We start from the raw sequence: 24,880 nt of genomic DNA on the forward strand, positions 1-24,880 counted from the left end.
TATTGTAATTAAGTTTTAGAATTTAATTGTTTTTGGAAGAAAAAGAGCGTTAAGAAGCTGAGGGAATGAAATGACTTTCGAAGCTTTAGCTCTTTTTCTGGAAAAAACAATATAAATTCTTAACGCAAATTACACAATTCTTGGAGGTTATATCATTAATTTTTCGTCTCCACGTGACGAACAATATTATTCATTAGTGTCATTTCTATATTCAACAATTGCTTTATAAAGTGCATTGGCACAGTTGGATTGTCCAAGATCTGAAGTAAGATATTTTTCATCGGAAGAGTTTGTTAAAAATCCTAATTCAATTAATGCTGATGTTGAAGTATTTAATTCTAAAACTGCAAGCTCTTCACCAGGAACATATGACTTTAGACCTCTATTATTAGTGTACTCTAAATCTATTAAAGATTGTTGTAGGTATTTTGCTAATTCTAGACTACTATCATTAGAAGGATTATACCAAGTTTCAACGCCTAAAACATCATTAGAATCAGAGCTATAGTTGCAATGAATAGAAACAAATATATCTGCATTACATAGTTTAGAGATTTTAATTCTTTCTTTTAAACTATCATTAGCTGTTTCTATCCAATCCATAGTATCTGTTGCACGGGTATAAATAACCTTAAAGCTATCATCTTCTTCTAGTAGTTTTCCTAGCTTTAAGGAAATAGCAAGTGTTATATCTTTTTCTGCAGTACCATTTGGACTGATTGCACCATAATCCCAATCACCATGGCCTGGATCTAGGCAAACAGTATAAATTTGCTTTTCTTCGGTTTTAGGTATAGCTAAATTAAAGGTCGCAACTGTATTGTTTCTATTTGACATAATAACTATTATGCTTATTGATAGAATCAATAGTGGAATTGATAATATTGTTGTCCTAACCATTTTTTGTCTTTGTCTTTTTCGTTCATGAAGTAATTTTCGTCTTGTGTTTAAGTCAAAATTATTATGGTCTATATAAATCACCTCATTTCATAAAATAGAAACTCTAAAGTTTAATTAACTATTATTTAGTTAGTTGAAATTACTAAAGTGATAATTAGATTAATAAAGATTTTATTTCAATTTAAATTTAGAAGGTGCTTCTTAATATAAGTATAATGAAAATAATAATAAATGTAAATAATTGGAATAAAATAAAGTGAAAAAAATTTGGACTATTGGGAACAATTTAAATAAGAGGAGAGTCTAATGAAATGATAAAATAATTACTATAACAAAAGAATAAAGTGAGGTTATAAAAATGAAAAAGATATTAGTAAGTACGTTAATAGCAATTATGATTGGAGCAACTTTAACTGGATGCGGAAATAAGAATGTTGGTAATTCATCATCAACTGAGCAAAATGAGCAACAGACATCGTCAGTATCAGCAAAGGATGTAGTTGAAAAGTTAAATGAAAAAGGATATGTAAGAGCTGCAGCTGAAATTGATGATACTATGGCATCAGAAATATATCATTTAAATTTAGATGATGTAGAAGATTACGGTATATTAGAAACTCAAATTTCTCCAGGTCCTGGATTTATTATGGTTGTTAAGGCTAAAGAAGGTAAAGTAGATGCTGTGAAAGCTTCAGTAGAACAGGTTTTACAAGATAAAATAGGAAATGCTTTTTATCCACAAGAACAAGAAATTGCTGAAAGTGCAGAGGTTAAGGTTGATGGAAACTTAGTTTCATTATTTATATTAAATAGTGAAGTAGCTTCAGATGCACAATCAACATATGAAGAATTAATAAAATAATTTAAATAAAAAGGAGTATATTGAAATAAAGATACTCCTTTTTATATTATACAATAAAGTTATTTTAGTAATATATATTTTTAATTTTATTGCATTTTTTAAAAGTTAGTTTCTTTGTTAATTTTACCATTCTCCGGGATATGCAAGGACATGTAAGGTAACATTTCGTCTTCCCCAGTTAATACATTCATTTTCAGAATTTAAAAATAAATCAATTCTATGACCTTTAATAGCTCCACCAGTATCTTCAGCAATGGCTTCACCATATCCAGGGATATAGACCTTTGAACCTAAAGGAATTATTGATGGGTCTACAGCAATAGTACTAAGTCCATTTGCGTTACGAACAGGGGTAACACCAGTGGCTGTAATAGTATCTCCAGCATATGCAGTAGCCTCCATTGTATATGTAGCTTTATATGAAGTACTAGCTTCTTGAGTTTCAGCTATAGTTTCAGTCTTAACATTACCTTCAGCATCAGCTTCATTTGAAGCTTCAGTAACTTTTTGTTCTTCTATTTTTTTATTATAGATAGAAACATCATTTATAATGTTATCAATTGTTGAAGTAAATTCAATATTCACATTGCTATTAGTAGTAATGTTAGTAAGAATTATATCTTCATCAGAACTAATTAGTACAGCAGTACCGTCATTAGTTGAAACGTTATTTGAGTTTATATCATTATTATCAATATTATTAAGTTTTTCTAAATAACTAACATTAACAACTTTTTTATTTTCATTATTTAAAGCACTTGCATGTGCATAAAATTCATTTATACCAAACATTGATATAGAAAGTGAAGTTGTTAAAATAAAAATTTTCTTAAACAGAAAATACACCTCCAAGATTCTGAATTTAATTCCTTCGTCCTGCAAGTAGTTTATACTATACATCAAAAATACTGTCAAATTATTATGGATAAATATAACAAGGAGCGAAATTCCAAAAAATAAATAGGAAATAATGGTAAAGTGCTCTTAACACATTCAATAAAAGGGATTGAAGCATATTAATAAATAAAATTCAAGAAAAACAAAAAGTATAAATATGGATATATAACCTTTAATATTATAATAGAGTAAATTAAATTTTATACTATCATTTAATTTCATAGTTAAAGCTAATATAAATGCAGTAGCTGATGATGATAAACTTTTATTACAATATGAAGTAGATAAGTTAAGAGAAGATATTTAAAAGTTTAGGGATAAATATAATATTGATTAAGTTATAGTTATATCAAAGTATTTAGATCTTATAGAGATATTTCTTATTTTATGTATACATATTCAAATTAGTAGTAGAAATTGATTAATATTAGCAAATAAACTATACTAAGTTTATATGAAAATAAGAAATTTAAAGGAGTGATTATTTGTTTGGTTATGTGACTCCACTTAAGCCTGAACTTAAAATAAGAGAATATGAAATGTTTAGAGGATATTATTGTGGTGTATGTATGCATATTAAAGAGAATTTTGGGAATATTCCAAGGTTAGCTTTAAATTATGATATGGCCTTTTTAGGTTTACTTTTAGATGCATTACATAATGAAGAACCTAATATTGAATTTAAAAAATGTATGGCTCATCCATTAAAGAATAAGCCTATGATTATAAATAATAAAGCATTAGAATATACAGCGGCTATGAATGTATCATTAGTATATTATAAGGTTATTGATGACGTGAATGATGATAATAGCTTAAAAAGTAAATTTGAAAGTGTAGCTTTATCCCCATATAAACGAAAATTTAACAGAAATGTTACTATGATTAATGATATAATAGAAGAAAATTTAAATATGCTATCTAATTTAGAGAAAAATAAAGAATTTTCATCAATAGATGAGATTTCACATCCTTTTAGTTTAATAGTAGCTAAAATTTTAGAGTTATATCCAGAAAAGGTTGATAATGATTGTGATGAGCTTAGATATAATCTTTATGATTTAGGATATGCTCTTGGAAAATGGATATATTTAATAGATGCATTAGATGATTTAAAGGAAGATATAGAGAAAAATAAATTTAATCCGATAAATTATTTATATAATAAAGATAATAAGAGTTATGAAGAGTTATTAGAGGAAATTAAGCCAAGAATGGAATTTACTATTTTAAATTGTGGATATAATTGCAAATATGCTTTAGATAAATTACCTTTAAAGAGGAATAAAGCTATATTAGAAAATATAATTAGTCTTGGTATGATGGATAAATACGAAAAAATAATAAATAATTGTAACTGCAAGGATAAGAAAAATAAACATTAAGATATATTTAAGATTTATGAATTATAATAGTAGCAGATGATAAGGAGAGTGTTTAAAATGAATCCATATGAGGTATTAGGAGTAAAGCCAGGAGCTTCTCAAGAAGAAATAAAATCAGCTTATAGAAAATTAGTAAAGCAATATCATCCAGATCAATATGGAGATAATCCACTTAAGGATTTAGCTCAAGAAAAATTAGCTGAGGTAAATAAGGCATATGATATGCTAAAAAATGGTGGGGGAAATACAAGTTATAATTCTTCATCAAATGGATATAATGCAAGTTATAATACTGGATATAATTCATATACTAGTAATACAGCTATTTATGCAGAGGTAAGAAGTCTTATTCAAATGAGAAATATATCGGTTGCAGAATCAAAGCTTAATGCTATAAAGCAAAGAGATGCAGAATGGTATTATTTATATGGAAATGTTATGATGGCGAAAGGTTGGTTTGAATCAGCTTATAATAATATACAAAGAGCATGTGCGATGGATCCTAATAATTTTGAGTATAGGCAAGCATTAAGCCAATTGCAATCAAGAGGTAGAGGGTATAGTCAAACATATAGAACATCAAATGGAACTATGGATACTTGTGATTGTTGTATGAACTTATGGTGCTTAGATTCATTGTGTGAATGTTTTGGTGGAGACCTTATAGGCTGCTGTTAATAGGGGGAGATTTATGAAGGCTAAGGATATAGCTCTTGGTGGTATTTTAGTTGCATTAACTACTATAGTATTATATTCAACGTCAATATTACCAATAAGTACATTAGCAATATTAACAATTGCATCATCTTTAATACCGGTGTGTATTATAAGAAGTAATATTAAGACATCTATTTTTGTGTATATATCATCTAGTTTAATTGCTTTTTTTTTAGTTCCAATTAATATATCATTTTTATATTTTATGTTCTTTGGAGTATATGGAATAATTAAATATTTTATAGAAAGAATAAGAAAAGAGAAGCTAGAAATAGCACTTAAGCTGGTATTTTTCAATATAGCATTTATAATTGGTTTTATAATAATGCAGAATATTTTAGGAATAAATATAATAGAAGGATTAGAAGTGTTAATATCTAGATTTTTTGATACTTCAAGTAAAACTATTTCATCTATAATATTATGGATAGTAGCACAACCAGTTTTCCTAATTTATGATTATGCAATGACTATGATTATTACATTCTATATGGAGAGAATACATAAAAATATATAGAGAAATGTAAAAAATGAACTGCTAAAAGTAGCAGTTCATTTTTTACGTTAAATATCTAATAAGTTTTTCTTATAAGAAGAGTATAAATGTCTTAATAAGCTCATTTTATCTTCTAATTCTAAATAAAGATCAGAAGCAAGTGATAAATTATCTTCATTAATTGCATCTTTAAGTCTTGTGAAAAGACTCTTAGTAGAATTAGTATCTTTCATTATATAAAGTCTTAACTCATGAATTCTCATCCAATTAGTTAAATCTAAGTCAAGAGCTTTGTTTGAATTATGAAGGCACTTAGAAGCTCTTATTTCAGCAGTGAACTTATTTACTATTCTATGAGATATTTCCATTTTCCATCTTTTAATAGTTGCCATTCTAAAGCTGTTAATAAGTTGATCAGTTAATACACCATTTCTTTTTAGAACCTCTACTTTTTCAGGATACTTGTCTAGAGCACTAATATTTTCATAAATTGTAGCTGGTGCTTTACTAAAATATTTATTTCTTTCTCCTTCAGTGAAGTCTTCAAATACATCTTCTTCAGCTCTGTATTTTCTATTCTTTTCTAAGTAACCTGCCTCTTCACCATACTCCTTAGAAAGCTCTGCTAGTAATTCATCATCAGTTTTATTATTATTTACTGCATAAAGAATACCATCAAGCATAGCCATATAGCATACAGCAATAGTTATATATGCATTTGAATGAGGATTTGGAGAACGTAATTCAAATCTTGTAGCTAGAGGATTAGATAAATCTCTAATAAGTCCAACAAGTATAGATCTATTTCTAGATGGATTACTTGGAGATAATCCAAGAGAAGTAACTATACAAACCGGAGCTTCAAATCCAGGTTTTAATCTTTTTAAAGAGTTATTAGTTGAAGAGATAAATGGATTCATAACTTCATAATTTTTAAGAATACCCATTAATGAACCATAACCAAGAACACTTAAGAAGTGATCTTTTGTAGTATGGAATAAGTTTATTCTCTTACCATTTTTAAGTTTTAAGCTAACTCCTAGATGAACATGCATACCAGAACCAGCAACACCATCAAGTGGTTTTGCCATAAATGTAACATCTAATCCATATCTTCTATAAGTTTCTTGAACTAATATTTTTATAAATAATTCATTATCAGCAGCTTGTACTGCATCAGAATACTTCCAATCAACTTCAATTTGTTCCATAACATGATTAAAATTACCAGAAGCATCTAGCTTAGCTCTAACTCCACCAACTTCTTTATGCCCCATTTCAGGTTCAAATCCATAAGCTTCCATCAATAATAAGCTTTCTTCTAGAGCTGTACGAACCTTACCTTTAGTTCTTGTCCAATATTGTTCATGAAGCACTTGAGAAGTAGATAATTCTTCAAGTTCAGCATCAGTATTTGGAGTTCTAACCCAAAATTCTAATTCTGTAGCAGAAGTTATAACTATTTCATCAATATCATCTTTTTTTATGTTATAAATATCTAACACTTCAGGATGTGTTTCGAAAATATTCCATAAGTTATCTTTAAAAGTTTTAACTGCATTATTTAAGATATTTCTTGAATCTACAGGTTTATTATCGTGATATAAGAAACAAGGTATTCTTAAAGTACCTACAGGTTTATTAGTTGAATGATCAATAAAATCATAATTATAATCAACAAACCATTTGCAGTTTAAATCAGCAATCATATCTACCTTTGCATTATTTAATGTAGCAATTCCAGGTAAAACAACTGATGATCCATCTGTTTGGACAGCAACTCCATGTAGAAACGAATCTAAGTCATCTAAAAATAAACTTACAGGAATCTTTTCATCAGTATCATTTCCAGAAAGGTCAATACCAACAAATGATACAAATTTTATTTCTGGGTGTTTAGATAGAATTTCTCTTACTTGCTCTTTTGTGTGATTTTCTTTAGGTATAGTGTAAAGTAAATTATCAATCATAAGCTTTAATTTCGAAATATAAATATAATATTTACGAAATAAATTCACATCCTTTCTTTTTGTGAGTCGAATAATATTGGTAGTAAAAAGAAAAACATTCGTAAATTCTTTATAGTGATTTTATTACAAATTTATCAAATATGTCAATACATTTATTATCATATTATAATAAAGTATAACATTTATTTGAAAATTATTCCTATTTGCAAATTATAACATAGTTTTACAATAATTCAAAAGATATATTTTAAAAATTAGATAATATAATTGTATAATAATAGATATATGATTAATAATATTATTATATAAATTTAACAATAAGAGGAGATTAATTATGGATAAGGTTGTATGTCCCAAATGTGGGGAAATAATTTTTGAAGAACCAGGTTGCGAAGCTAATGGAATTATAACTTGTGATAAATGTAAAGAAAGAATTAGATGGAAATGTAATGGAAAAAAAACAGTGGTTAAAATATTTAACTAAATATATAAAATAAATCTCATTTAATTAAGTGAGATTTTTATTTTATTAATAAAAATAATATGTATTCCAATTATTGTAAAAATATGGTAAAATGGTGCTGTGGTATACATTTTAATTAATAGTTTTTAGATAATAAAATAAGAGGTAGGTAATAAAGGAGATGGGGAGAAAAGTGAATAAATGTAAGGAAAGGGTTAAAGAAGAAAGGTATGGGGTAGTAATTACATTAGTGGTAATGCTTATTAGCGCTCTTCTTTCTAGGAGTTATTTAAATCAATATTTTGATGTAATATTAGGTGCAGGTGTATTTTTAGTTATAGGTGGTTTTTTATATGCTATTATGAGGCTTGATAACATAAAAATAGGACAAACAGTAATTATAGGTGGAATAGCTACTATGCTTTTAAGTTGCGTACTATAGAGTTTATTTAGGAAAATAACATAATTATAAAACAAAAAAAGTCTGAATTTCAGGCTTTTTTGTTTTATAGATAAATATTTAATTTTCTGTTAAGTTGGAATTTGTATATCCTTCATACCATTTATTAAATAAAACTCTTATAGAAGCTGCAACTGGAACCGCAAGTAACATTCCTAATAATCCACCCACATTGCCACCAATTAAAATTGCCATCATAGTAAATACAGCATGAAGACCGACGCTATCTCCAACTATTTTAGGAGCCAATAAATTATTATCAATTTGTTGTACAACAAGCATAGCAATAATAGCATAAATAACTTTTATAGGTTTACCACTTAATAATCCCATAACTGCAGCTAAAATAGTACCGACTAGGGGACCAACATACGGAATCATATTACAAATACCAGAAATAAGACCTATTACAATGGCATAATCTATACCAACTATGGATAAAGCTATTGCTGATAATATACCAACACAAAATGCTTCTAATAATTGCCCGCGGATAAATTTTGAGAATACTTCATTTATTAGTATAAATATTTCTGAAAATTTTTTCCCAATATGACTTTCTCTAAAAATTAAATAGTATAGTTTTTTCCATAGGGTAATAAAGTATTCAGAATCTTTAAGTATATAAATGCTTATGATAATAGCAATAAAGAAAGAAGCAATACTACTACCTATAGACATAACATTAGAAGTCATAGCTCCAAGATTAATCATAATATATTTTTGAAGAGAAGTAACTATTTGAATTATATAAGGTTCTAAGTTATCAATAAAAGGTATATTGAGATTTTTTAAAGTATCTTCTATAGATGAAGTAGAAAATGAATTAGTATTCAAATATGAAGATATATCTGACATTATATTTGTTAGTGTTGTATTTTTAGATAATTGTCCACCAATCATGAAATAAACACCCCAAATTAGGCCTAATATAATTCCAATTATTAAAAGATAAGATGATACAATAGCAATTACTCTTCTAACAGATTGATTTTTTATTTTATATAGAGTATTTGTTCTAAGAAAATTTTCTATAGCTTTTGTTAAAGGATATAGAAGATATGCTATAACTATAGCAATAAGCAATGGCTTAATTAATTTTAGCCCAGCTCCAATAATATTAAAGGTAGTAGTGAAAATTGCACCTATATTTGACATGATAGTTAAAGCTAAGTAAATAGCAATAGCTGTTAAAGTAACATATAGTGAATATTTTAATAGGTTTTTATCAAGATTTATTTTCAAATGCTTCACCGCCCTAAAGTTAAAGTAATTATTATATAGGATATATTATAGCATAATATTAAAAGGGAGAATGGATAAATTTACTTATATGTTAGTTTTGTAAATTTTATAGAATAATATAAAAATAAAAAAATAACTTTATTTAGAAGGAAAAAATAACAATATATAGAATAATCATAATTATCAGAATTTTTATGAAATATACTAAATTTTAAGGGGGAAGGATAATATAGTAATATTTTAATTAATGAAAATATATAATAAAAAGAAATTACTAGATCATATATGATGTAATTTAAAAAAAGTATTAATTTGAAAGATTAGGGAGGAATGTATCATGGAAAAGGTTTATTCACAAATTGATGTTAACGCTTACGTAGCAAAGTACATGGATGAGACAGGATGTAATTTAAATGAGGCTTGTGAGGAATTAGGAATTGATCCTTCAAGGGTATTTTCAGCTTTTTCAGAAGAGGATGATATGATATAGTTTGTAAAAAATAAAACTTAATAAAACTGATTCAAAGAAAAGTTTAAAAATTATATGTTCAAATTTAATTTTTATAGCGTAATTTGGATCAGTACTTTTAATGCTTTAACTATATAAGCCTTTACTACAGTAAATCAAGCTGATATACTATAAAATATTAGTAAAATAGTTTAATAAAAACAAAAGATTATATAGAGTAAAAAGGAGGAAAAATTTGAAGAAGAGAACAAAAGAAACAATTTTAATAGGCAGTGGACTCGTATTATTATCTGTAATTTTACATTATATACATGTTTTAATTTTTAATGATGTACATCATACAATGATATTCTTAGTTGCAGATATAGCCTTTATTCCATTAGAAGTATTTTTTACTACTATAGTAATAGATAAAATGATTGAAAGAAGAGAAAAGGAACATTTATTAGAAAAGCTGAATATGCTTATAGGATTATTTTATACTGAACTTGGAACAAAGCTATTATCTGATATAGTAAAGGGAGATGCACATGGAGTTATGGCGAATCATAGAACTATAACTGCTGATACATGGTGTGATAAATCTTTTTCAAAATTACATGAGGATATTCTTCAGTATGATTATGAAATAAATATAGATAAGATAAATTTAAAGGATATAAGAAATAGATTAGATAATAATAAGGATTTACTTATTAATTTAATTTCTAATGGAAGTTTATTAGAGCATGAGACATTTACAGAAATGTTAATGACTATAATGCATTTAAAAGAAGAGTTGGATACAAGATATTCTAAAGATATCGAAGAATATGAAATAAAACATATAGAAAAAGACTTAATGGATGTATATAAGTATTTAACAATAGAATGGGCCGAATATATGAAGTATTTAAGTAGAAATTATCCTAGCTTATATTGTAAGGCTCTTATAAATAATCCTTTTGATAATAGAGATAGGAAAGTTAAGGATAAGTATTTCTTAGAAATTATAAATTAAATAAATATTCTTTATGAAAAAAATAGCAACTTAATTTAAAGTTGCTATTTTTATATTTTCAATAAAGTATATTACAAATAAGTATTAATATGCTAAAATTAATATAAGTTTTAAGGAGGAGTTATGGGAAAATATAGTGAAGATAAAATATATTTAAATAGTATTTTTAGAATATTAATCGGTATATTTACTGCAATATCAATTATATCAATTGCTACGATAATATCATTAAATCTTAGTTTTATATATAAGTTTATTATAGGTAAGTATGATTTGGTTAATATTACTGGTGTTTCAGGAGAAAATTTAATGAGTGATTATAGTACATTAGTAAATTATCTTCAGAATCCATTTATAAAAACATTGAAATTTGAAAACTTTTCTATGAGCTCTTATGGTGAAATACATTTTTATGAAGTTAAAAGAATTTTTATTTCATTAATTATTATATCTTTAATTTTTATAATAGTTAATTTACTTTATGCTATTGTTTGTAAAGTTAAGAATCAGAAATGTTTTATGAGAAAAATTATAGGTAATCTTAATTCAGGATCAAATATTTTAATCATGTTTTTTATAGTATTAGTATCAGCATATATTATAGATTTTTCAAAAGCCTTTATAATATTTCATAAAATATTTTTTAAAAATGATTATTGGATATTTGATGAGAATATGGATCCTATAATAAATGCGTTACCTGAGGATTTATTTATGATATATGGAGCTATAATATTAGGAATAATTATAATATCATCTATAACTATTAAAGTCATAAATAAAAAATGTCTCAATGAGAAAGTATCTAGGTATTAGATTTTAATTTTGAAAAGGTATCCTTAGAGGGGTTTTTTAACTAGAATTAAATAATTAGGTAGTAATGCACATGTTGTAATAAGATTTCTTATTATAATATGTGCATTAATTTTTATTTTAATGAAGGAGATACATGAAGAGAAAGGTTTCTTTAAGCTTATGTATGATTGTGAAGGATGAAGCAAAAACTCTTGAGAGATGCTTAAATTCAGTAAAATCATTTATAAGTGAAATTATAATAGTAGATACAGGTTCTAAGGATGAAACAAAGGAAATTGCATCAAAGTTTAATTCTAAAATATATGATTTTAAATGGATAAATGATTTTTCAGCAGCAAGAAATTTTGCATTTAGTAAAGCAACTAGTGATTATATAATGTGGCTAGATGGCGATGATTATATAAAAGATGAGGATATTAGAAAAATAAAATTACTTTTAGAAAATATGGATAATAGTTGTGATTATGTTAGTGCAGAGTATATACTAGCTAGAAATAATGATGGTAAGGTTACTACATCATTGAGAAGAAATAGAATAGTTAAAAGAAAACGTGGATTTGTTTGGATAGGAAATGTTCATGAATATTTAGAGGTTTATGGTAAAGGTGTTGAAGGAGATTTTGCTATTGAACATGGTAAAATTAAAGATTATACAGATAGAAACCTTCAAATATTTAAAGACATGGAGAAAAACAACAAAAAATTTACTCCAAGAGATATGTATTATTATGCTAATGAATTATTTGATAATAAATATTATAATGAGGCCATAGAACAATATAGAAAGTTTATAAATACTAAGCAAGGATGGATAGAGGATGTGAAGGGAGCATATTTAAAGATTATAAATGCATTAAATATAATAGATAATAAGGATATAATACCTGATATTGCATTTGAATCCTTTAAGATAGATACTCCAACAGCTGAAATTGCTTGTAGCTTAGGAAATTATTATATGGAAAAACAGAGTTTTAAACAGGCTTCATTTTGGTATAGAGTAGCATTGGACTCAAGGCCAGATAGTTATAATATGGCTCTTTCAAATAGAGACTATTATACATGGATACCAAGTTTACAATTATGTGTTTGTTATTATAATCTAGGTCAAATAAAATGTTCATATTTCTTTAATGAATTAGCAGCAACATTTAATGGAGAAACAGAAAAAATTTTATATAATAGAAACTTATTTGAAAGAGATTTTAAAGAATTAAAAATAGAAGCTCCTAAATTAGAGTATCCATTAAAATTAAGTGATTATACTAAATATTTATAGAGTAAGATTAATTGGTTTAATAGGATGGATAAATAAAAAAAGTAATTATAATTCCTGTAGAAGTTTATATAGTCTTCTTTTGGAGAATATAATTACTTTTTTAAAATTCTATAATTGCATGAAGTTTTTTAGAGAAATATCGAATGCTTTTACCGAATGAGTTAGTTCACCTGAGGAAATAAAATCTACACCGGACAATGCGTAATTTCTTACAGTATCTAAAGTAATATTTCCTGAACATTCTGTAAGGGCACGTCCATTGATTAATTTAACCATTTCAGCAACTTGGCAAGGAGACATATTATCAAGCATAATTATATCTGCGCCAGCTTCAAGAGCTTCTATTACATCTTCTTTAGATTCGGTCTCTACTTCAATTTTCCTAACAAATGATGAGTTTTCTTTAGTAAGCCTGATTGCTTCTTTTATGCTACCAGCATATCCAATATGATTATCTTTAATTAAAATTCCATCTGATAAAGAAAAGCGATGATTATTTCCACCACCTACTTTAACAGCATATTTTTCTAGTATTCTAAGATTAGCTGTAGTTTTTCTTGTATCTAAAAGTTTTGTATTAAGACCTTTAAGTTCATTTACATATTTATTAGTTAATGTTGCAATTCCACTCATTTTTTGAAGTAAATTTAAAGCAACTCTTTCACCCATTAAAATGTTAAGAGAATTACCTTTAACTTCACCAATAGTATCACCACTCTTTACTCTTGAACCTTCTTCAATGAATGAGACAAATTCAACTCCACTTAATATGGTAAATACTCTTTCAAACACAGGTAATCCGCAAATGATTCCATCTTCCTTAGCAATTAGAGAAGCTTTTGCTTTAGAATCTTTAGCAACTATAGATAAAGTTGTAATATCTCCGTAAGGAATATCTTCTTCTAGGGCATTTTTTATTATTTTATCAACAATTAAATAATTTAGCATATCTACTATCAACCTTTCTTTTTAAAAAGTTTATTAATTCTTCATAAGAATCTAATGCATATGTTTTAGGATCTTCAATAATTTCTTTAAATTTTATTTCATTTATTTTAGAATTAATGTTTTCAGAAGCTTGTTTACCAAAAACTAAGGCTTCTAGTAGTGAATTACTAGCAAGTCTATTACTTCCATGTACTCCAGTACAACTAGCTTCACCAACGGAATAAAGATTATCCATTGACGTTCTAGAAAATAAATCAACTTTAATTCCTCCCATACAGTAATGATGGGCAGGGGCTATAGGAAGAAGATCTTTATCCATCTTATAACCCCTCCTTAAGCATTCGTCATATAGAAAAGGAAATCTATTCATTAAAAATTCCTTTGATTTTTTAGTCATATCTAAATAAACATAAGGAGTATTAGGAGTTTTTTCTATTTCTTTTAATATTGCAGTAGATACAATATCTCTAGGAAGCAAAGAATCAATAAATTCTTTTTTGTTTTGATTTAAAATTATTCCACCTTCGCCACGTAAAGATTCTGACAATAGTAATTTTTTTCCTTTAGCAGAGGGTTCATATAAAACAGTAGGATGAAGTTGCAGATATTCCATATCTTTAATTTCAATGTTATTTTTTAGACTTATATTAAGACCATCTCCAGTTAGAGATTCTATATTAGTTGTAGAATTAAATATTCCACCAATACCTCCAGTTGCTAAGATGGTAAACTTACTATTTACTTTATAAGTATTATTGGAGTCTTTTAAAATTCCACCATAACAAATATTATCTTTAGAGATTAAATCTATTAAGGTTGTATTTTCCATCATAGTAATATTCTTTTTATTAGTAGCGATATTTAATAGAGTTTCAGTAACCCATTTCCCAGTTTCATCTTTAACATGAACTATTCTAAAGTTACTGTGACCACCTTCTCTTGTATATCTTAATTTGCTTTCGATTCTATCAAAAGGTACTCCCATTTTAATTAAGGTATTAATATTTTTAATAGAGTTTTTTATTAGTAATTTAACTGCATTAGTATCATTATGATAATTTCCTGCTTTCATTGTGTCATTAAAATAACTTTCTTCATCAAAAATGCCAAGGGAGGTTGAGATTCCACCTTGAGCTAGATAACTATTACAATCTCTAAAGGTATTTTTAGTTATCATTAATATCCTAATATCATCTCTTAAATTAAGAGCAGTATAAAGGCCTGCAATACCTGTACCAACTATTAAAACATCATAATTCATAATTTTACACAGATAAAAGATGCATATTTTCTAGAGCTTTAAGAGCACTAACTCTAAGTTCTTCGTCAATATGAACTTCAAATTCTTCATTTTTTAAACAATTATATAAATCATTAAGAGATATCTTTTTCATATTAGGACAAATCATTCCTGTTTTTGTAGGAATAAAAGTTTTATTAGGACTTTTTAATTTCATTTCATAGAATACGCCTTCTTCAGTTACCACAATAAATCCATCAGCGTTTGAAGAAGCACTATAATTAATAAGCTCTGATGTACTTCCAATATAGTCAGCTAAATCACGAACTTCTTTATTGCATTCAGGGTGAACTAATATAGGATAGTTTGGATATTTTTCTTTTAGTTCAATAATCTCATCTTTTTCAATTCTTTCATGAGTAGGACAAAAACCAGGGTATAAAGTGAATTTTTTATTTGGTAGTTGTTCAGCCAAATACCCACCTAAATTTCGATCAGGTAAGAAAATTATCTCATCAGAATCTATATTGTTTAATATATCAATAGCTGATGATGAAGTAACACATACATCAGATAAAGCCTTTATATCTAAATTAGAATTAATATAACTAACTACCTTGGCATTAGGATGCTTGTCTTTCAAATCTTCAAGTCGATTAACTAAAGCCATATCAGCCATAGGACAAGTTGTACTATTTGATGGAATAAGTACTTTTTTATTTGGAGAAAGAACTTTTGCACTTTCAGCCATGAATTTTACTCCACAAAAGATTATTAAGTCTTTATTACTTTCCATAGCTTTTTTACTCAAGAAGTAGGAATCACCAACTATATCAGCAATTTCTTGAATTTCATCACACTGATAAAGGTGAGCAACTATTAGTGCATTTTTTTCTTCTTTTAATTTTAGTATTTCTTCTTTTAAATTCATTTTTACACTTCCCTTAATAATATTTACTTGTGTATATACACAAGGTTATCATAAAAATATACATAATACAATATGACTACAGTATTAGAACGAGACAAACTTCCTCTGAGGTTAATACAGATATTTACAGAATGTGTATTAAAAAATGGCATAAGGAACAAATTAGTAGTGAATATAGTCTAATTAATAAGAGAAAAATATTAAAAAAATGCCTCTGAGGCTCATGAAAATATTGGGAAATAGGGGGAAATGAAAGAGAGAAGAAAATGGTTTTTAGTAGTATTTTATTTATATTTAGGTTTTTGCCTATAGCAATGATTATATATTTTTTAACTCCTAATAAATTAAAAAATTTAACTTTGCTACTTGTAAGTTTAATGTTTTATTCTTGGGGTGAACCTAAGTATTTTTTGATAATGATAGCATCCATAGTTGTAGATTATTTGGTTAGTAGGGGAATAGAGAAAAATAGAAATAATAAGAATATATGTATAATGCTTTTATCTATATCAATAGCATTTAATTTAGGAATGTTATTTTTCTTTAAGTATTTTAACTTTTTTATAGAAAATATAAATAATATTTTGGGGTTATCGCTAAAATATGTAAGTATAACATTGCCATTAGGTATTAGTTTTTATACATTTCAAACTATGTCATATACTATAGATGTATTTTTAGGAAAAGTTAAGGCAGAAAAAAATATTATTAATTTTGGAGCATTTGTATGTTTATTTCCACAGCTTATTGCAGGACCTATAGTTAAATATACTGATATAAATCTTGAGTTAAAACATAGAAAGATAGATATAAGACAAATTCAAGAGGGGATAGAGTTATTTATACTTGGATTAGGAAGTAAGGTGCTTATAGCAAATAATATAGGTGCATTTTGGTCTGAAATTGAAGGAAAGGGTTTTGATGGAGTAGGAACAATAATGGCATGGATGGCTATTTTAGCATTTGCACTTCAAATATATTTTGATTTTAGTGGCTACTCACTAATGGCTATAGGACTTGGTAAGATATTAGGATTTAACTTTCCAAGAAATTTTAATTATCCTTATATATCAAAAAGTATAACAGAATTTTGGAGAAGATGGCATATTACATTAGGATCTTGGTTTAAAGAATATGTATACATACCTTTGGGGGGAAACAGAGTAGGAAGATTAAGATTATATATAAATCTCTTTATAGTATGGTTTTTAACTGGATTTTGGCATGGAGCTAGTTACAATTTTATATTATGGGGATTATACTTCTTTATTTTAATTAGTATAGAGAAAGCTGTTTTATTAAAGTTTTTAAAAAAGCATAAAATAATTTCACATATATATTCAATATTTTTTATATTGTTTGGATGGGCAATATTTGCAGTGGTGGATTTAGGACAACTAAAAATATTGTTGAAAGAAATGTTTAGCATAAGTAAAAATAGTCAATGGATATATTATATAAGAAATTACGGGATTACTTTTATAATTGCAGCAGTATTTTCAACTCCTATAGTAAAAAAAATATATAATAGAGTTATTAAAAGTGATGTATTAAATACATTTATTTTAATGAGTATATTTTTGTTATGTATAGCTTATTTAGTTGATGCTACATATAATCCATTTTTATATTTTAGATTTTAGGGGATAGTGATTATATGAAGAAAAATTATTTATTATATTCTTTTGTTAGAGTAATTATATTATTTACAATAGTTAGCTTAATTAGCGGTGATAAAGAGTTTTCAGAATTAGAGAATAGAAAATTAAAAACAAATGTTAAATTTACAATAAAAAATTTTTTAGATGGAAGTTTTCAAGAAGATTATGAAAGTTATATTAATGATCAATTTCCCTTAAGAGATAATTGGATAAGTTTAAAATCAATGAATGAATATATTTTGGGTAAAATTGAGAATAATGGAATAATATATGGAAATGATGAAGAACTATTTGAAAAATTTGATTCATTAGACGAAGAAAAATTAAAAAATAATGTTGGGGCTATAAATAATTTTGCAGAAACCTATTATGATAAAGTTTCATTAATGATTATACCAAGTTCATATGAAATATATAAAGAAAATTTACCAATGGGATCACCCATAATTCTGCAAGAAGAATTAATTAATAAAATATATAATTTCTCAACTTTTAGTAACAATATAGATGTGATGAAAGAATTATTAGATAATAAAAATAGCTATATTTATTATAAAACAGATCATCACTGGACAACATATGGAGCTTATTTAGCTTATTGTAAGTTTATTGACTCAATTAATGGAAATAAAGTTAATTTAGAAAATTTTAAAGAAGTAGAATTGTCTAATTTTTATGGTACATATTATTCTAAAGCAAAGCCTTTTAATATTGAGCCAGATATTATGACTTATTATGATTTTAATAATTTAACGATGGAAATAGTGGGGGATAAAATATATGATTCTATATATGATTATTCGAAGGAGACTTTAAGGGATAAGTATTCGTTATTTTTATATGGAAATAATCCATTAACAATAATAAAGAATAAAGATATTAAAAATAATAAAAAAATATTAGTTATAAAAGATTCTTTTGGAAATTCATTAGTTCCATTTTTGACTCAAAATTATGAAGAGGTTCATGTTATAGATTTAAGGCATTTTAGTAGTAAATTAAGTAGTTATTTACAAGAGAATGATTTTGAAGATATTTTAATTGTATATAATTTTATAAATTTAGCTACAGATAATAATGTACTAAGGATTAAGTATTAATTTACGCAGTAACAATAAAAGTATTAATTACTTTTTAAATGTTACTGCGTAAATTATTTATAAATTATAAATAAGATAAAATACTAATGGTCTTTGTATCGATTATTTCACCTTTTTTTATAAGTGATTTAATTTCATCTAATGTAAATTTTTTTATATCTGTAAATTCATCTTCATCACATGATTTTTTACCATTATATAAATTAGTAGCTTTAAATAAGTGAATTATTTCATCACAAAATCCAGGTGCAGTAGCGATTTTTCCCAGATAAATCATATCTTTAGCTTTATATCCAGTTTCTTCTTCTAACTCTCTATGGGCACAAGTTATAGGTGATTCATTCTTATTAAGCTTTCCTGCTGGAATCTCAAGAAGAGTTCTCTCTAAAGGTTTTCTGAATTGTTCTACTAATATAACTTCATTTTCATTTATAAAAGGAATTATAGCACAAGCTCCTGGATGTTTAATTATATCTCTATTAGATAAATTTCCATTAGGTAATTCAACTTCAACATTTATTAAATTTAAATAGTTACCATTGTATATTGAAGTTTCTTTAAGAGTGGTTTCATAAAATTTCATGAACAGGCCTCCTTATATAATTTTATAGTAATTTATACTTAATATATTATTTAAATATTATATCATAAAGTTTAAAAGTAATATTATGGGATATTTTATATAAATAGTATGTAACAATAAAAAAATATCGACATAAAATGAAAGTGTAGACAGATCAAATGACAAATTTAGTATGTAATTGGGAGGATAAAATGCGTTACTATAATAAATCAATGGATAATCCTAATAATAGGAATAGATCAAGAAGAGGCAGAGTAAGCAGAAGTAAAATGAATGAATATGAAAACGACGAGTTATTTTCAGATGATATAGATGAAAATATGGAGTATTCATCTAAAGAATATTATGATGATGAATATTATGAAGATGAATATTGTGATGACGAACGTAAATGTTGTTGCGTTGGACCAAGAGGACCAAGAGGACCGAGGGGACCAAGAGGTTGTGCAGGAGCAACAGGGGCTACAGGACCAATAGGGCCAAGAGGAGCAACAGGAGCAACAGGGGTTACAGGACCAATAGGGCCAAGAGGAGCAACAGGAGCAACAGGGGTTACAGGACCAATAGGGCCAAGAGGAGCAACAGGAGCACAAGGACCAATAGGGCCAAGAGGGGCAACAGGAGCAACAGGAGCAACTGGAGCAACAGGAGCAACTGGAGCACAAGGTGTTCAAGGTGTACAAGGGGCAACCGGAGCAACAGGAGCACAAGGGCCAATAGGACCAAGAGGAATAACAGGTGCAACAGGAGCACAAGGACCAACAGGACCAAGGGGAGCAACAGGAGCACAAGGAATACAAGGTGTCCAAGGACCAATAGGACCAACAGGACCACAAGGTGTTCAAGGAATACAAGGTATCCAAGGACCAACAGGGCCAACAGGAGCAGCTGGGGCAACAGGAGCAACAGGTGCACAAGGTATTCAAGGACCAATAGGACCAACAGGACCACAAGGGGTTCAAGGAATACAAGGGGTCCAAGGACCAACAGGGCCAACAGGAGCAGCTGGGGCGACAGGAGCAACAGGGGCAACAGGAGCAACCGGACCACAAGGTATTCAAGGAGCAACGGGAGCACAAGGTATCCAAGGTGAAAGAGGTTTACAAGGAGCAACAGGACCACAAGGACCAATAGGGCCAACAGGACCACAAGGTGTTCAAGGTATACAAGGAATACAAGGTGAAAGAGGACCACAAGGAGCAACAGGAGCACAAGGTATTCAAGGTGTAACAGGAGCAACAGGTGCAACAGGACCACAAGGTGTTCAAGGAATACAAGGTGTTCAAGGTGAAAGAGGACCACAAGGAGCAACAGGACCACAAGGACCAATAGGACCAATGGGACCAACCGGGGCAACTGGTGCAACAGGAGCAACAGGGCCAGCAGGAACTATAAGTGATTATGGAGTAATATTTAGTGAACTTGGAAATAATCAAACTGTAGCATATGGAAATAATGTAAGTTTTCAAGAAAATGAAATTACAGGGGACAATATAAATCATGTTAAAAATGGTACTGATATAGAATTAGATGGAAGTAAATCATATTTTGTTAAATATACAGTATCTTATTCAATTGATGAAAGTTCTTGTGGATCATATATGAATAGTAGAAATATTATTTTTGGTTTAACAAATGTTAATAATGAGCTTGTTCCTGGTAGTAGGCATATAGCATCAATTTCAAGAGATGTAAATAATAATAGTATTTCACTTGGTGTAATAATAAGCCCAGAGAATGATTATATTGTAAGATTAACTAATTTAACTCAAGACCTTAAGAGTGTTATAGTTAATGCAGCTACAATAACAATAGTTAGATTAGCATAAATAGGCTATTTATTTAGATAATATAGTATAAAATAGGACTATTAGCTTTAATGTTAGTAGTCCTTTGTTTTATGTATCATAGATTGCTAGTAGTTTAAGATTATATAATTGGATTTGATAGTATGGATTTCTTGCTAAAGAATATTAATAAATACATAAATAGAGCTAAAAATCTCCCTCATGAATTATTAGCATGAGAGAGAATTAATTATTAGTTATCTATATTTTCGCTATCTATTGAATTAGTTTGATCTTGAGGAGAATCCATATTTTCATCTGTAGAATTTGTAGTATCTTCTGTATTTGAGTTACCGTCAATTGGAGTGGTTGAATCTGTATTTTCAGAGCCTTCTATAACTGGAGAGTCAACTTGTTCTGTAGAATTTTCATTATTTTCAGTTTCATTTGTATCAGAGTCATTATTAAACAAACTAGTAAACCAATTCCAAATTTTATTAAAGAAACCTTGAGCTTCTTCAGCAGTTGGTAACTTTATAGCATCTTTATCAGTAGCATCAACTACAACATTATCACCTAAAAGGTCATCATTAGTTGTTTCTAGTATACCTAAATCTTTATCATTACTATTAAATAAACCAGTAAACCAATCACCAATTCCAGTAAACCATTCTTTTATAGAATCAATTAAACCTGTTGGTACTTTTTCACCAATTTCATTAAGTTTTTCATTAACAACATCTTTAACACTATTTAAAGCATCTTTCATTTCCTTATAATCATAATCTTGTTCTGCGACTTTAGCCATTAGGCTTTCTAATTGTTGTTGTTGCTCAGATGTTAAAGTAACATTGTAATTATTAGTAACATTATTTATTGTATCAGCTATTTGTATAGTATCTTGAGTATTATTTTTAATTATTTCTGTCTTGATATCATTTATTACACCAGTAGCTTTGTCTTGTCCAATATCTTCACCTAAATCACCAGTTATAACTAATTCTTCAGATGCAATTTCTTTTTTTGTTTCATCAAGTGGTTCCCCAGTAGCATCTTCAAAAGCTTTCATTATTCCAGTTAAAGCTCCAGTACCACTTACTCCTCCAGATAGTGGAGTCATTGCAATTACGTTTGCATCAGTAATTCCACAAGTTGTAAGTGTACTAGCTATCATTGAAGATGTAACATAAGTCAAGTTTACAGTTTTAACATTAAGGCCATTACCTTTTGAAGTTGGTTGCACATATGCACAAGAATAAGTTCTTGTACCAAGTTGTGCTTCTGTAGCCACTCCTTCTAGATACTTTCTTTCCTCTTGATTGTTTACTTCTAATATAACTACTTCATTTTCTTTTACTCCAAAGTAATCTAAAACTATTTGTTTTTGTTCAGCAGATAGGTTTGTCCCTAAAGTTACTACATTAGCACCATCAGCGTAAGCGGTACTTACATTTCCTAAAATAATTGCACCACATATAAGTAATGCTGAAATTCTTTTCTTTAATCCCATAATTATCTCCTTTTTAAATAAATTATTTCAATATGATGTAATAAAATTACCCAATGGAATTAGATAGTTAAAGCAGTATGTATTACCTATTTTATAAATTATATCTGATTGATTTATTAAAATCAAACGAACAATTTCTTAAAAATTTTCTGAATAAGACTTTTATAATAAAATTAATTATTCACTAAAAGTTGGATGTAGTACATTTTATTTTTATAGTTTAATCTTATGGAGACAATTATAAAGTATGATATAATGAGTGAATAAACAAAGGAAATTTAGTGAGGTGACAAGTTTGGCTAAAGTTATAGTTGTTGGTGGAGGACCTGCTGGTATTATGGCAGCTCTTAGTGCAGCAAAAAATAATGATGTTACGTTAATAGAAAGAAATAAAGAAATTGGTATGAAGCTAAGACTTACTGGTGGAGGTCGTTGTAACATAACTAATAATAGAGACATAGAGGAGTTTTTCGATAAAATAGTAAATAATAAGAAGTTTTTATATAGTGCTTTATATACATTTTCAAATTATTCGCTTTTAGAATACTTTAGTAATAATGGGCTTGAATATAAGGTTGAGCTTGATGAAAAAGTATATACAAAAAGCGATAAGGCAGATGAGGTTATAGAATTATTAAGAAATGATTTAGAAAAAAATAAAGTAAAAGTTAGATATAACACTATGATAAGTGACTTAGTAGTTGAAGATGAAACTATTAAAGGAGTTATAACATCTTATGGTGAAAAAATACTAGGTGATAAGATTATAATAACAACAGGGGGAAAGAGTTTCCCAAACACTGGATCTGATGGAGCTATGTATGAAGTATTGGAAAAGAATGGACATACAATAACACCAATACATGCAGCTTTAATACCACTTGTTATAAAAGAAGAATTTGTGAAAAAACTACAAGGTATTGCTATGAAAGATGTAGTAGTTTCTGCTAAACTTAAAAAGAAAAAAATTGAAAAGTTTGGTGATATGTTATTTACTCATTTTGGAATATCAGGCCCAGCAGTTTTAAAACTTTCCTCATATGTGAACAAAGCTTTAAATGAAGGTGAAGTAGAAGTCGCTTTAGATTTCTTAAAAGATAAGTCTAAGGATGAAATTTCTCAAATAATAAGAAGCAATCCAAATAAAACTGTTTTAAATAATTTAAAGGGAGTTTTACCACAAAACTTTTTAAAAGTAGTATTTGAAATGTTAGATTTAACAGAAGTTAAGGCTAGTGATTTAAAGAAGGAAGATGAAAATAAAATAATAGAATATATGAAAGAAATGAAGCTTACTGCTAGGGAAACTTTATCTATAAAGGCTGCACAGGTTACATCAGGTGGTGTTAAGGTAAAGGAAATTAATGCTTCAACTATGGAATCTAAAATAATTAAGAATTTATATTTTGCTGGAGAAGTTATAGATATTGATGCTGAAACTGGAGGGTATAATCTTCAAATGGCATTTTCAACTGGATACTTGGCTGGATCAGATTTTTAAAATAATTAGATTTAGTGGTAAAAAAGAAAGAAGTAGATAAGTATTAAAACTTATCTACTTAACTTCTATATTGTAAAATTTAAAATTAAGTTAGCATTTAATATGATCTTGAACATCCATTAAAGCTTCACCGAATCTTTGAAAATGAACAACTTCTCTTTGCCTTAGGAATTTAAGAATTTCTTTAATATCATGATCATCAGTTAAATTTATAAGCCATTCATAAGTTGCTCTAGCTTTTTGTTCAGCAGCCATATCTTCATGAAGATCAGCTATTACATCATCTTTAGCTTGAATATAAGTTGCTGTCCATGGATTACCTTGTGCATCAGCATAATATAAAGCTCTGCCATGGTCTGTATAATGAGCTGCTAAATCAGCTTTTTTTAAATCTTCTAAAGAAGCATTAGACATTAATTGATAAATCATAGTAGCTATCATTTCAACATGGGCCATTTCTTCAGTACCTATATCAGTTAATAAAGCTTTTGATTTTCCAGTTGGCATAGTATACCTTTGATTTAGGTATCTTAAAGCTGCACTTAATTCACCATCAGGTCCACCATATTGAGACATAAGGAATTTAGCCATTCTTAAGTCATTACATTTTAAATTAATAGGATATTCTAAAGTTTTAACATAATACCACATAAATTATAA

General features: G+C 27.6%; 23 protein-coding genes and 1 pseudogene. 14 read left to right on the forward strand and 10 right to left on the reverse strand.

Annotated elements, in window-relative coordinates; genetic code table 11:
* Positions 1-186: 186 nt before the first annotated feature.
* Positions 187-981 carry an N-acetylmuramoyl-L-alanine amidase gene (locus Q0Y03_RS09300; RefSeq protein WP_297713551.1) on the reverse strand — a complete coding sequence of 265 codons (795 nt, stop codon included), beginning with the start codon at positions 979-981 and terminating at the stop codon, positions 187-189.
* A gap of 277 nt (positions 982-1,258) precedes the next feature.
* On the opposite strand from Q0Y03_RS09300, the gene Q0Y03_RS09305 reads away from it, so the two are divergent.
* The gene (locus Q0Y03_RS09305; RefSeq protein WP_297713552.1) at positions 1,259-1,762 is read left to right on the forward strand and encodes a DUF4358 domain-containing protein; all 504 of its coding nucleotides are present in this window, start codon (positions 1,259-1,261) and stop codon (positions 1,760-1,762) included.
* Between the two features lie 123 nt (positions 1,763-1,885).
* Here the strand turns inward: Q0Y03_RS09305 and Q0Y03_RS09310 are convergent.
* Positions 1,886-2,164 (reverse strand): annotated as a pseudogene (locus Q0Y03_RS09310) (3D domain-containing protein); the annotation flags it as partial.
* A gap of 980 nt (positions 2,165-3,144) precedes the next feature.
* Between Q0Y03_RS09310 and Q0Y03_RS09315 the strand changes: the two are divergent.
* The 3 genes from Q0Y03_RS09315 to Q0Y03_RS09325 are packed head-to-tail and all read left to right on the forward strand — an operon-like array spanning position 3,145 to position 5,278.
* Complete coding sequence (locus Q0Y03_RS09315; RefSeq protein WP_297713553.1) at positions 3,145-4,044, forward strand: DUF5685 family protein; 900 nt, start codon at positions 3,145-3,147, stop codon at positions 4,042-4,044.
* Between the two features lie 57 nt (positions 4,045-4,101).
* Entirely contained in the window at positions 4,102-4,722 is a 621-nt protein-coding gene (locus Q0Y03_RS09320; RefSeq protein WP_297713554.1) for a J domain-containing protein, read from the forward strand.
* Positions 4,723-4,735: 13 nt separating this feature from the next.
* Complete coding sequence (locus Q0Y03_RS09325) at positions 4,736-5,278, forward strand: hypothetical protein (protein ID WP_297713555.1); 543 nt, start codon at positions 4,736-4,738, stop codon at positions 5,276-5,278.
* 47 nt (positions 5,279-5,325) lie between these two features.
* Here the strand turns inward: Q0Y03_RS09325 and Q0Y03_RS09330 are convergent, their stop codons facing one another.
* Positions 5,326-7,227 carry a glutamine synthetase gene (locus Q0Y03_RS09330; RefSeq protein ID WP_297713556.1) on the reverse strand — a complete coding sequence of 634 codons (1,902 nt, stop codon included), beginning with the start codon at positions 7,225-7,227 and terminating at the stop codon, positions 5,326-5,328.
* Positions 7,228-7,561: 334 nt separating this feature from the next.
* Here Q0Y03_RS09330 and Q0Y03_RS09335 point away from each other — a divergent pair, with 334 nt between their 5' ends.
* Positions 7,562-7,711, forward strand: a complete 150-nt coding sequence (locus Q0Y03_RS09335; protein ID WP_297713557.1) for a hypothetical protein — start codon at positions 7,562-7,564, stop codon at positions 7,709-7,711.
* Positions 7,712-7,883: 172 nt separating this feature from the next.
* Positions 7,884-8,132 (forward strand): hypothetical protein, encoded by a 249-nt coding sequence (locus Q0Y03_RS09340; RefSeq protein ID WP_297713558.1) that lies wholly within the window; start codon positions 7,884-7,886, stop codon positions 8,130-8,132.
* Between the two features lie 78 nt (positions 8,133-8,210).
* On the opposite strand, the gene Q0Y03_RS09345 is transcribed toward Q0Y03_RS09340, so the two are convergent.
* Complete coding sequence (locus tag Q0Y03_RS09345; RefSeq protein ID WP_297713559.1) at positions 8,211-9,395, reverse strand: AI-2E family transporter; 1,185 nt, start codon at positions 9,393-9,395, stop codon at positions 8,211-8,213.
* Between the two features lie 337 nt (positions 9,396-9,732).
* Between Q0Y03_RS09345 and Q0Y03_RS09350 the strand changes: the two genes are divergently transcribed.
* From Q0Y03_RS09350 to Q0Y03_RS09365, 4 genes are all read left to right on the forward strand, one after another.
* On the forward strand, positions 9,733-9,885 hold the full coding sequence (locus Q0Y03_RS09350; protein ID WP_297713560.1) for a hypothetical protein: 153 nt from the start codon (positions 9,733-9,735) through the stop codon (positions 9,883-9,885).
* A gap of 214 nt (positions 9,886-10,099) precedes the next feature.
* The gene (locus Q0Y03_RS09355) at positions 10,100-10,864 is read left to right on the forward strand and encodes a hypothetical protein (protein WP_297713561.1); all 765 of its coding nucleotides are present in this window, start codon (positions 10,100-10,102) and stop codon (positions 10,862-10,864) included.
* Between the two features lie 123 nt (positions 10,865-10,987).
* Positions 10,988-11,680: a TIGR01906 family membrane protein gene (locus Q0Y03_RS09360; protein ID WP_297713562.1), complete on the forward strand. Its 693-nt coding sequence runs from the start codon at positions 10,988-10,990 to the stop codon at positions 11,678-11,680.
* Between the two features lie 133 nt (positions 11,681-11,813).
* Positions 11,814-12,959: a glycosyltransferase family 2 protein gene (locus tag Q0Y03_RS09365; protein WP_297713563.1), complete on the forward strand. Its 1,146-nt coding sequence runs from the start codon at positions 11,814-11,816 to the stop codon at positions 12,957-12,959.
* A gap of 108 nt (positions 12,960-13,067) precedes the next feature.
* Here Q0Y03_RS09365 and nadC read toward each other — a convergent pair whose 3' ends face one another.
* From nadC to nadA, 3 genes are read right to left on the reverse strand one after another with little or no spacing between them, the layout of a single operon-like run.
* Positions 13,068-13,907, reverse strand: coding sequence for a carboxylating nicotinate-nucleotide diphosphorylase (gene nadC / locus Q0Y03_RS09370; protein WP_297713564.1), 840 nt, complete (start codon positions 13,905-13,907; stop codon positions 13,068-13,070).
* On the reverse strand, positions 13,885-15,168 hold the full coding sequence (locus tag Q0Y03_RS09375; RefSeq protein WP_297713565.1) for an L-aspartate oxidase: 1,284 nt from the start codon (positions 15,166-15,168) through the stop codon (positions 13,885-13,887). Before Q0Y03_RS09375 ends, nadC begins: the two co-directional genes overlap by 23 nt.
* A 4-nt stretch (positions 15,169-15,172) precedes the next feature.
* Entirely contained in the window at positions 15,173-16,078 is a 906-nt protein-coding gene (gene nadA / locus Q0Y03_RS09380) for a quinolinate synthase NadA (RefSeq protein WP_297713566.1), read from the reverse strand.
* 266 nt (positions 16,079-16,344) lie between these two features.
* Here nadA and Q0Y03_RS09385 point away from each other — a divergent pair, with 266 nt between their 5' ends.
* Together Q0Y03_RS09385 and Q0Y03_RS09390 are read left to right on the forward strand one after the other, a co-directional pair.
* Complete coding sequence (locus Q0Y03_RS09385; protein WP_297713567.1) at positions 16,345-17,721, forward strand: MBOAT family O-acyltransferase; 1,377 nt, start codon at positions 16,345-16,347, stop codon at positions 17,719-17,721.
* 14 nt (positions 17,722-17,735) lie between these two features.
* Entirely contained in the window at positions 17,736-18,839 is a 1,104-nt protein-coding gene (locus tag Q0Y03_RS09390; RefSeq protein WP_297713568.1) for a DHHW family protein, read from the forward strand.
* A 64-nt stretch (positions 18,840-18,903) separates the two neighbouring features.
* On the opposite strand, the gene Q0Y03_RS09395 is transcribed toward Q0Y03_RS09390, so the two are convergent.
* On the reverse strand, positions 18,904-19,422 hold the full coding sequence (locus Q0Y03_RS09395) for an NUDIX hydrolase (protein ID WP_297713569.1): 519 nt from the start codon (positions 19,420-19,422) through the stop codon (positions 18,904-18,906).
* Between the two features lie 191 nt (positions 19,423-19,613).
* On the opposite strand from Q0Y03_RS09395, the gene Q0Y03_RS09400 reads away from it, so the two are divergent.
* Entirely contained in the window at positions 19,614-21,251 is a 1,638-nt protein-coding gene (locus tag Q0Y03_RS09400; protein WP_297713570.1) for an exosporium protein, read from the forward strand.
* Between the two features lie 211 nt (positions 21,252-21,462).
* On the opposite strand, the gene Q0Y03_RS09405 is transcribed toward Q0Y03_RS09400, so the two are convergent.
* Positions 21,463-22,719, reverse strand: a complete 1,257-nt coding sequence (locus Q0Y03_RS09405) for a DUF1002 domain-containing protein (RefSeq protein WP_297713571.1) — start codon at positions 22,717-22,719, stop codon at positions 21,463-21,465.
* 295 nt (positions 22,720-23,014) lie between these two features.
* Between Q0Y03_RS09405 and Q0Y03_RS09410 the strand changes: the two genes are divergently transcribed.
* The gene (locus tag Q0Y03_RS09410) at positions 23,015-24,220 is read left to right on the forward strand and encodes an NAD(P)/FAD-dependent oxidoreductase (RefSeq protein WP_297713572.1); all 1,206 of its coding nucleotides are present in this window, start codon (positions 23,015-23,017) and stop codon (positions 24,218-24,220) included.
* A 90-nt stretch (positions 24,221-24,310) separates the two neighbouring features.
* On the opposite strand, the gene Q0Y03_RS09415 is transcribed toward Q0Y03_RS09410, so the two are convergent.
* On the reverse strand, positions 24,311-24,871 hold the full coding sequence (locus Q0Y03_RS09415) for a manganese catalase family protein (protein WP_297713573.1): 561 nt from the start codon (positions 24,869-24,871) through the stop codon (positions 24,311-24,313).
* Positions 24,872-24,880: the final 9 nt, after the last annotated feature.

Origin of the sequence: Clostridium sp. (genome assembly GCF_026168755.1) — a bacterium.
GTDB lineage: Bacteria > Bacillota > Clostridia > Clostridiales > Clostridiaceae > Clostridium.

What these genes read in the sequence shown, in the direction of transcription:
- Q0Y03_RS09305 (WP_297713552.1), top strand. Translation starts at nt 1,259, where the DNA reads ATGAAAAAGATATTAGTAAGTACGTTAATAGCAATTATGATTGGAGCA.
- Q0Y03_RS09320 (WP_297713554.1), top strand. Translation starts at nt 4,102, where the DNA reads ATGAATCCATATGAGGTATTAGGAGTAAAGCCAGGAGCTTCTCAAGAA.
- Q0Y03_RS09325 (WP_297713555.1), top strand. Translation starts at nt 4,736, where the DNA reads ATGAAGGCTAAGGATATAGCTCTTGGTGGTATTTTAGTTGCATTAACT.
- Q0Y03_RS09330 (WP_297713556.1), bottom strand. Translation starts at nt 7,227, where the DNA reads ATGATTGATAATTTACTTTACACTATACCTAAAGAAAATCACACAAAA.
- Q0Y03_RS09335 (WP_297713557.1), top strand. Translation starts at nt 7,562, where the DNA reads ATGGATAAGGTTGTATGTCCCAAATGTGGGGAAATAATTTTTGAAGAA.
- Q0Y03_RS09350 (WP_297713560.1), top strand. Translation starts at nt 9,733, where the DNA reads ATGGAAAAGGTTTATTCACAAATTGATGTTAACGCTTACGTAGCAAAG.
- Q0Y03_RS09360 (WP_297713562.1), top strand. Translation starts at nt 10,988, where the DNA reads ATGGGAAAATATAGTGAAGATAAAATATATTTAAATAGTATTTTTAGA.
- Q0Y03_RS09365 (WP_297713563.1), top strand. Translation starts at nt 11,814, where the DNA reads ATGAAGAGAAAGGTTTCTTTAAGCTTATGTATGATTGTGAAGGATGAA.
- nadC (WP_297713564.1), bottom strand. Translation starts at nt 13,907, where the DNA reads ATGCTAAATTATTTAATTGTTGATAAAATAATAAAAAATGCCCTAGAA.
- Q0Y03_RS09375 (WP_297713565.1), bottom strand. Translation starts at nt 15,168, where the DNA reads ATGAATTATGATGTTTTAATAGTTGGTACAGGTATTGCAGGCCTTTAT.
- nadA (WP_297713566.1), bottom strand. Translation starts at nt 16,078, where the DNA reads ATGAATTTAAAAGAAGAAATACTAAAATTAAAAGAAGAAAAAAATGCA.
- Q0Y03_RS09385 (WP_297713567.1), top strand. Translation starts at nt 16,345, where the DNA reads ATGGTTTTTAGTAGTATTTTATTTATATTTAGGTTTTTGCCTATAGCA.
- Q0Y03_RS09390 (WP_297713568.1), top strand. Translation starts at nt 17,736, where the DNA reads ATGAAGAAAAATTATTTATTATATTCTTTTGTTAGAGTAATTATATTA.
- Q0Y03_RS09395 (WP_297713569.1), bottom strand. Translation starts at nt 19,422, where the DNA reads ATGAAATTTTATGAAACCACTCTTAAAGAAACTTCAATATACAATGGT.
- Q0Y03_RS09400 (WP_297713570.1), top strand. Translation starts at nt 19,614, where the DNA reads ATGCGTTACTATAATAAATCAATGGATAATCCTAATAATAGGAATAGA.
- Q0Y03_RS09405 (WP_297713571.1), bottom strand. Translation starts at nt 22,719, where the DNA reads ATGGGATTAAAGAAAAGAATTTCAGCATTACTTATATGTGGTGCAATT.
- Q0Y03_RS09415 (WP_297713573.1), bottom strand. Translation starts at nt 24,871, where the DNA reads ATGTGGTATTATGTTAAAACTTTAGAATATCCTATTAATTTAAAATGT.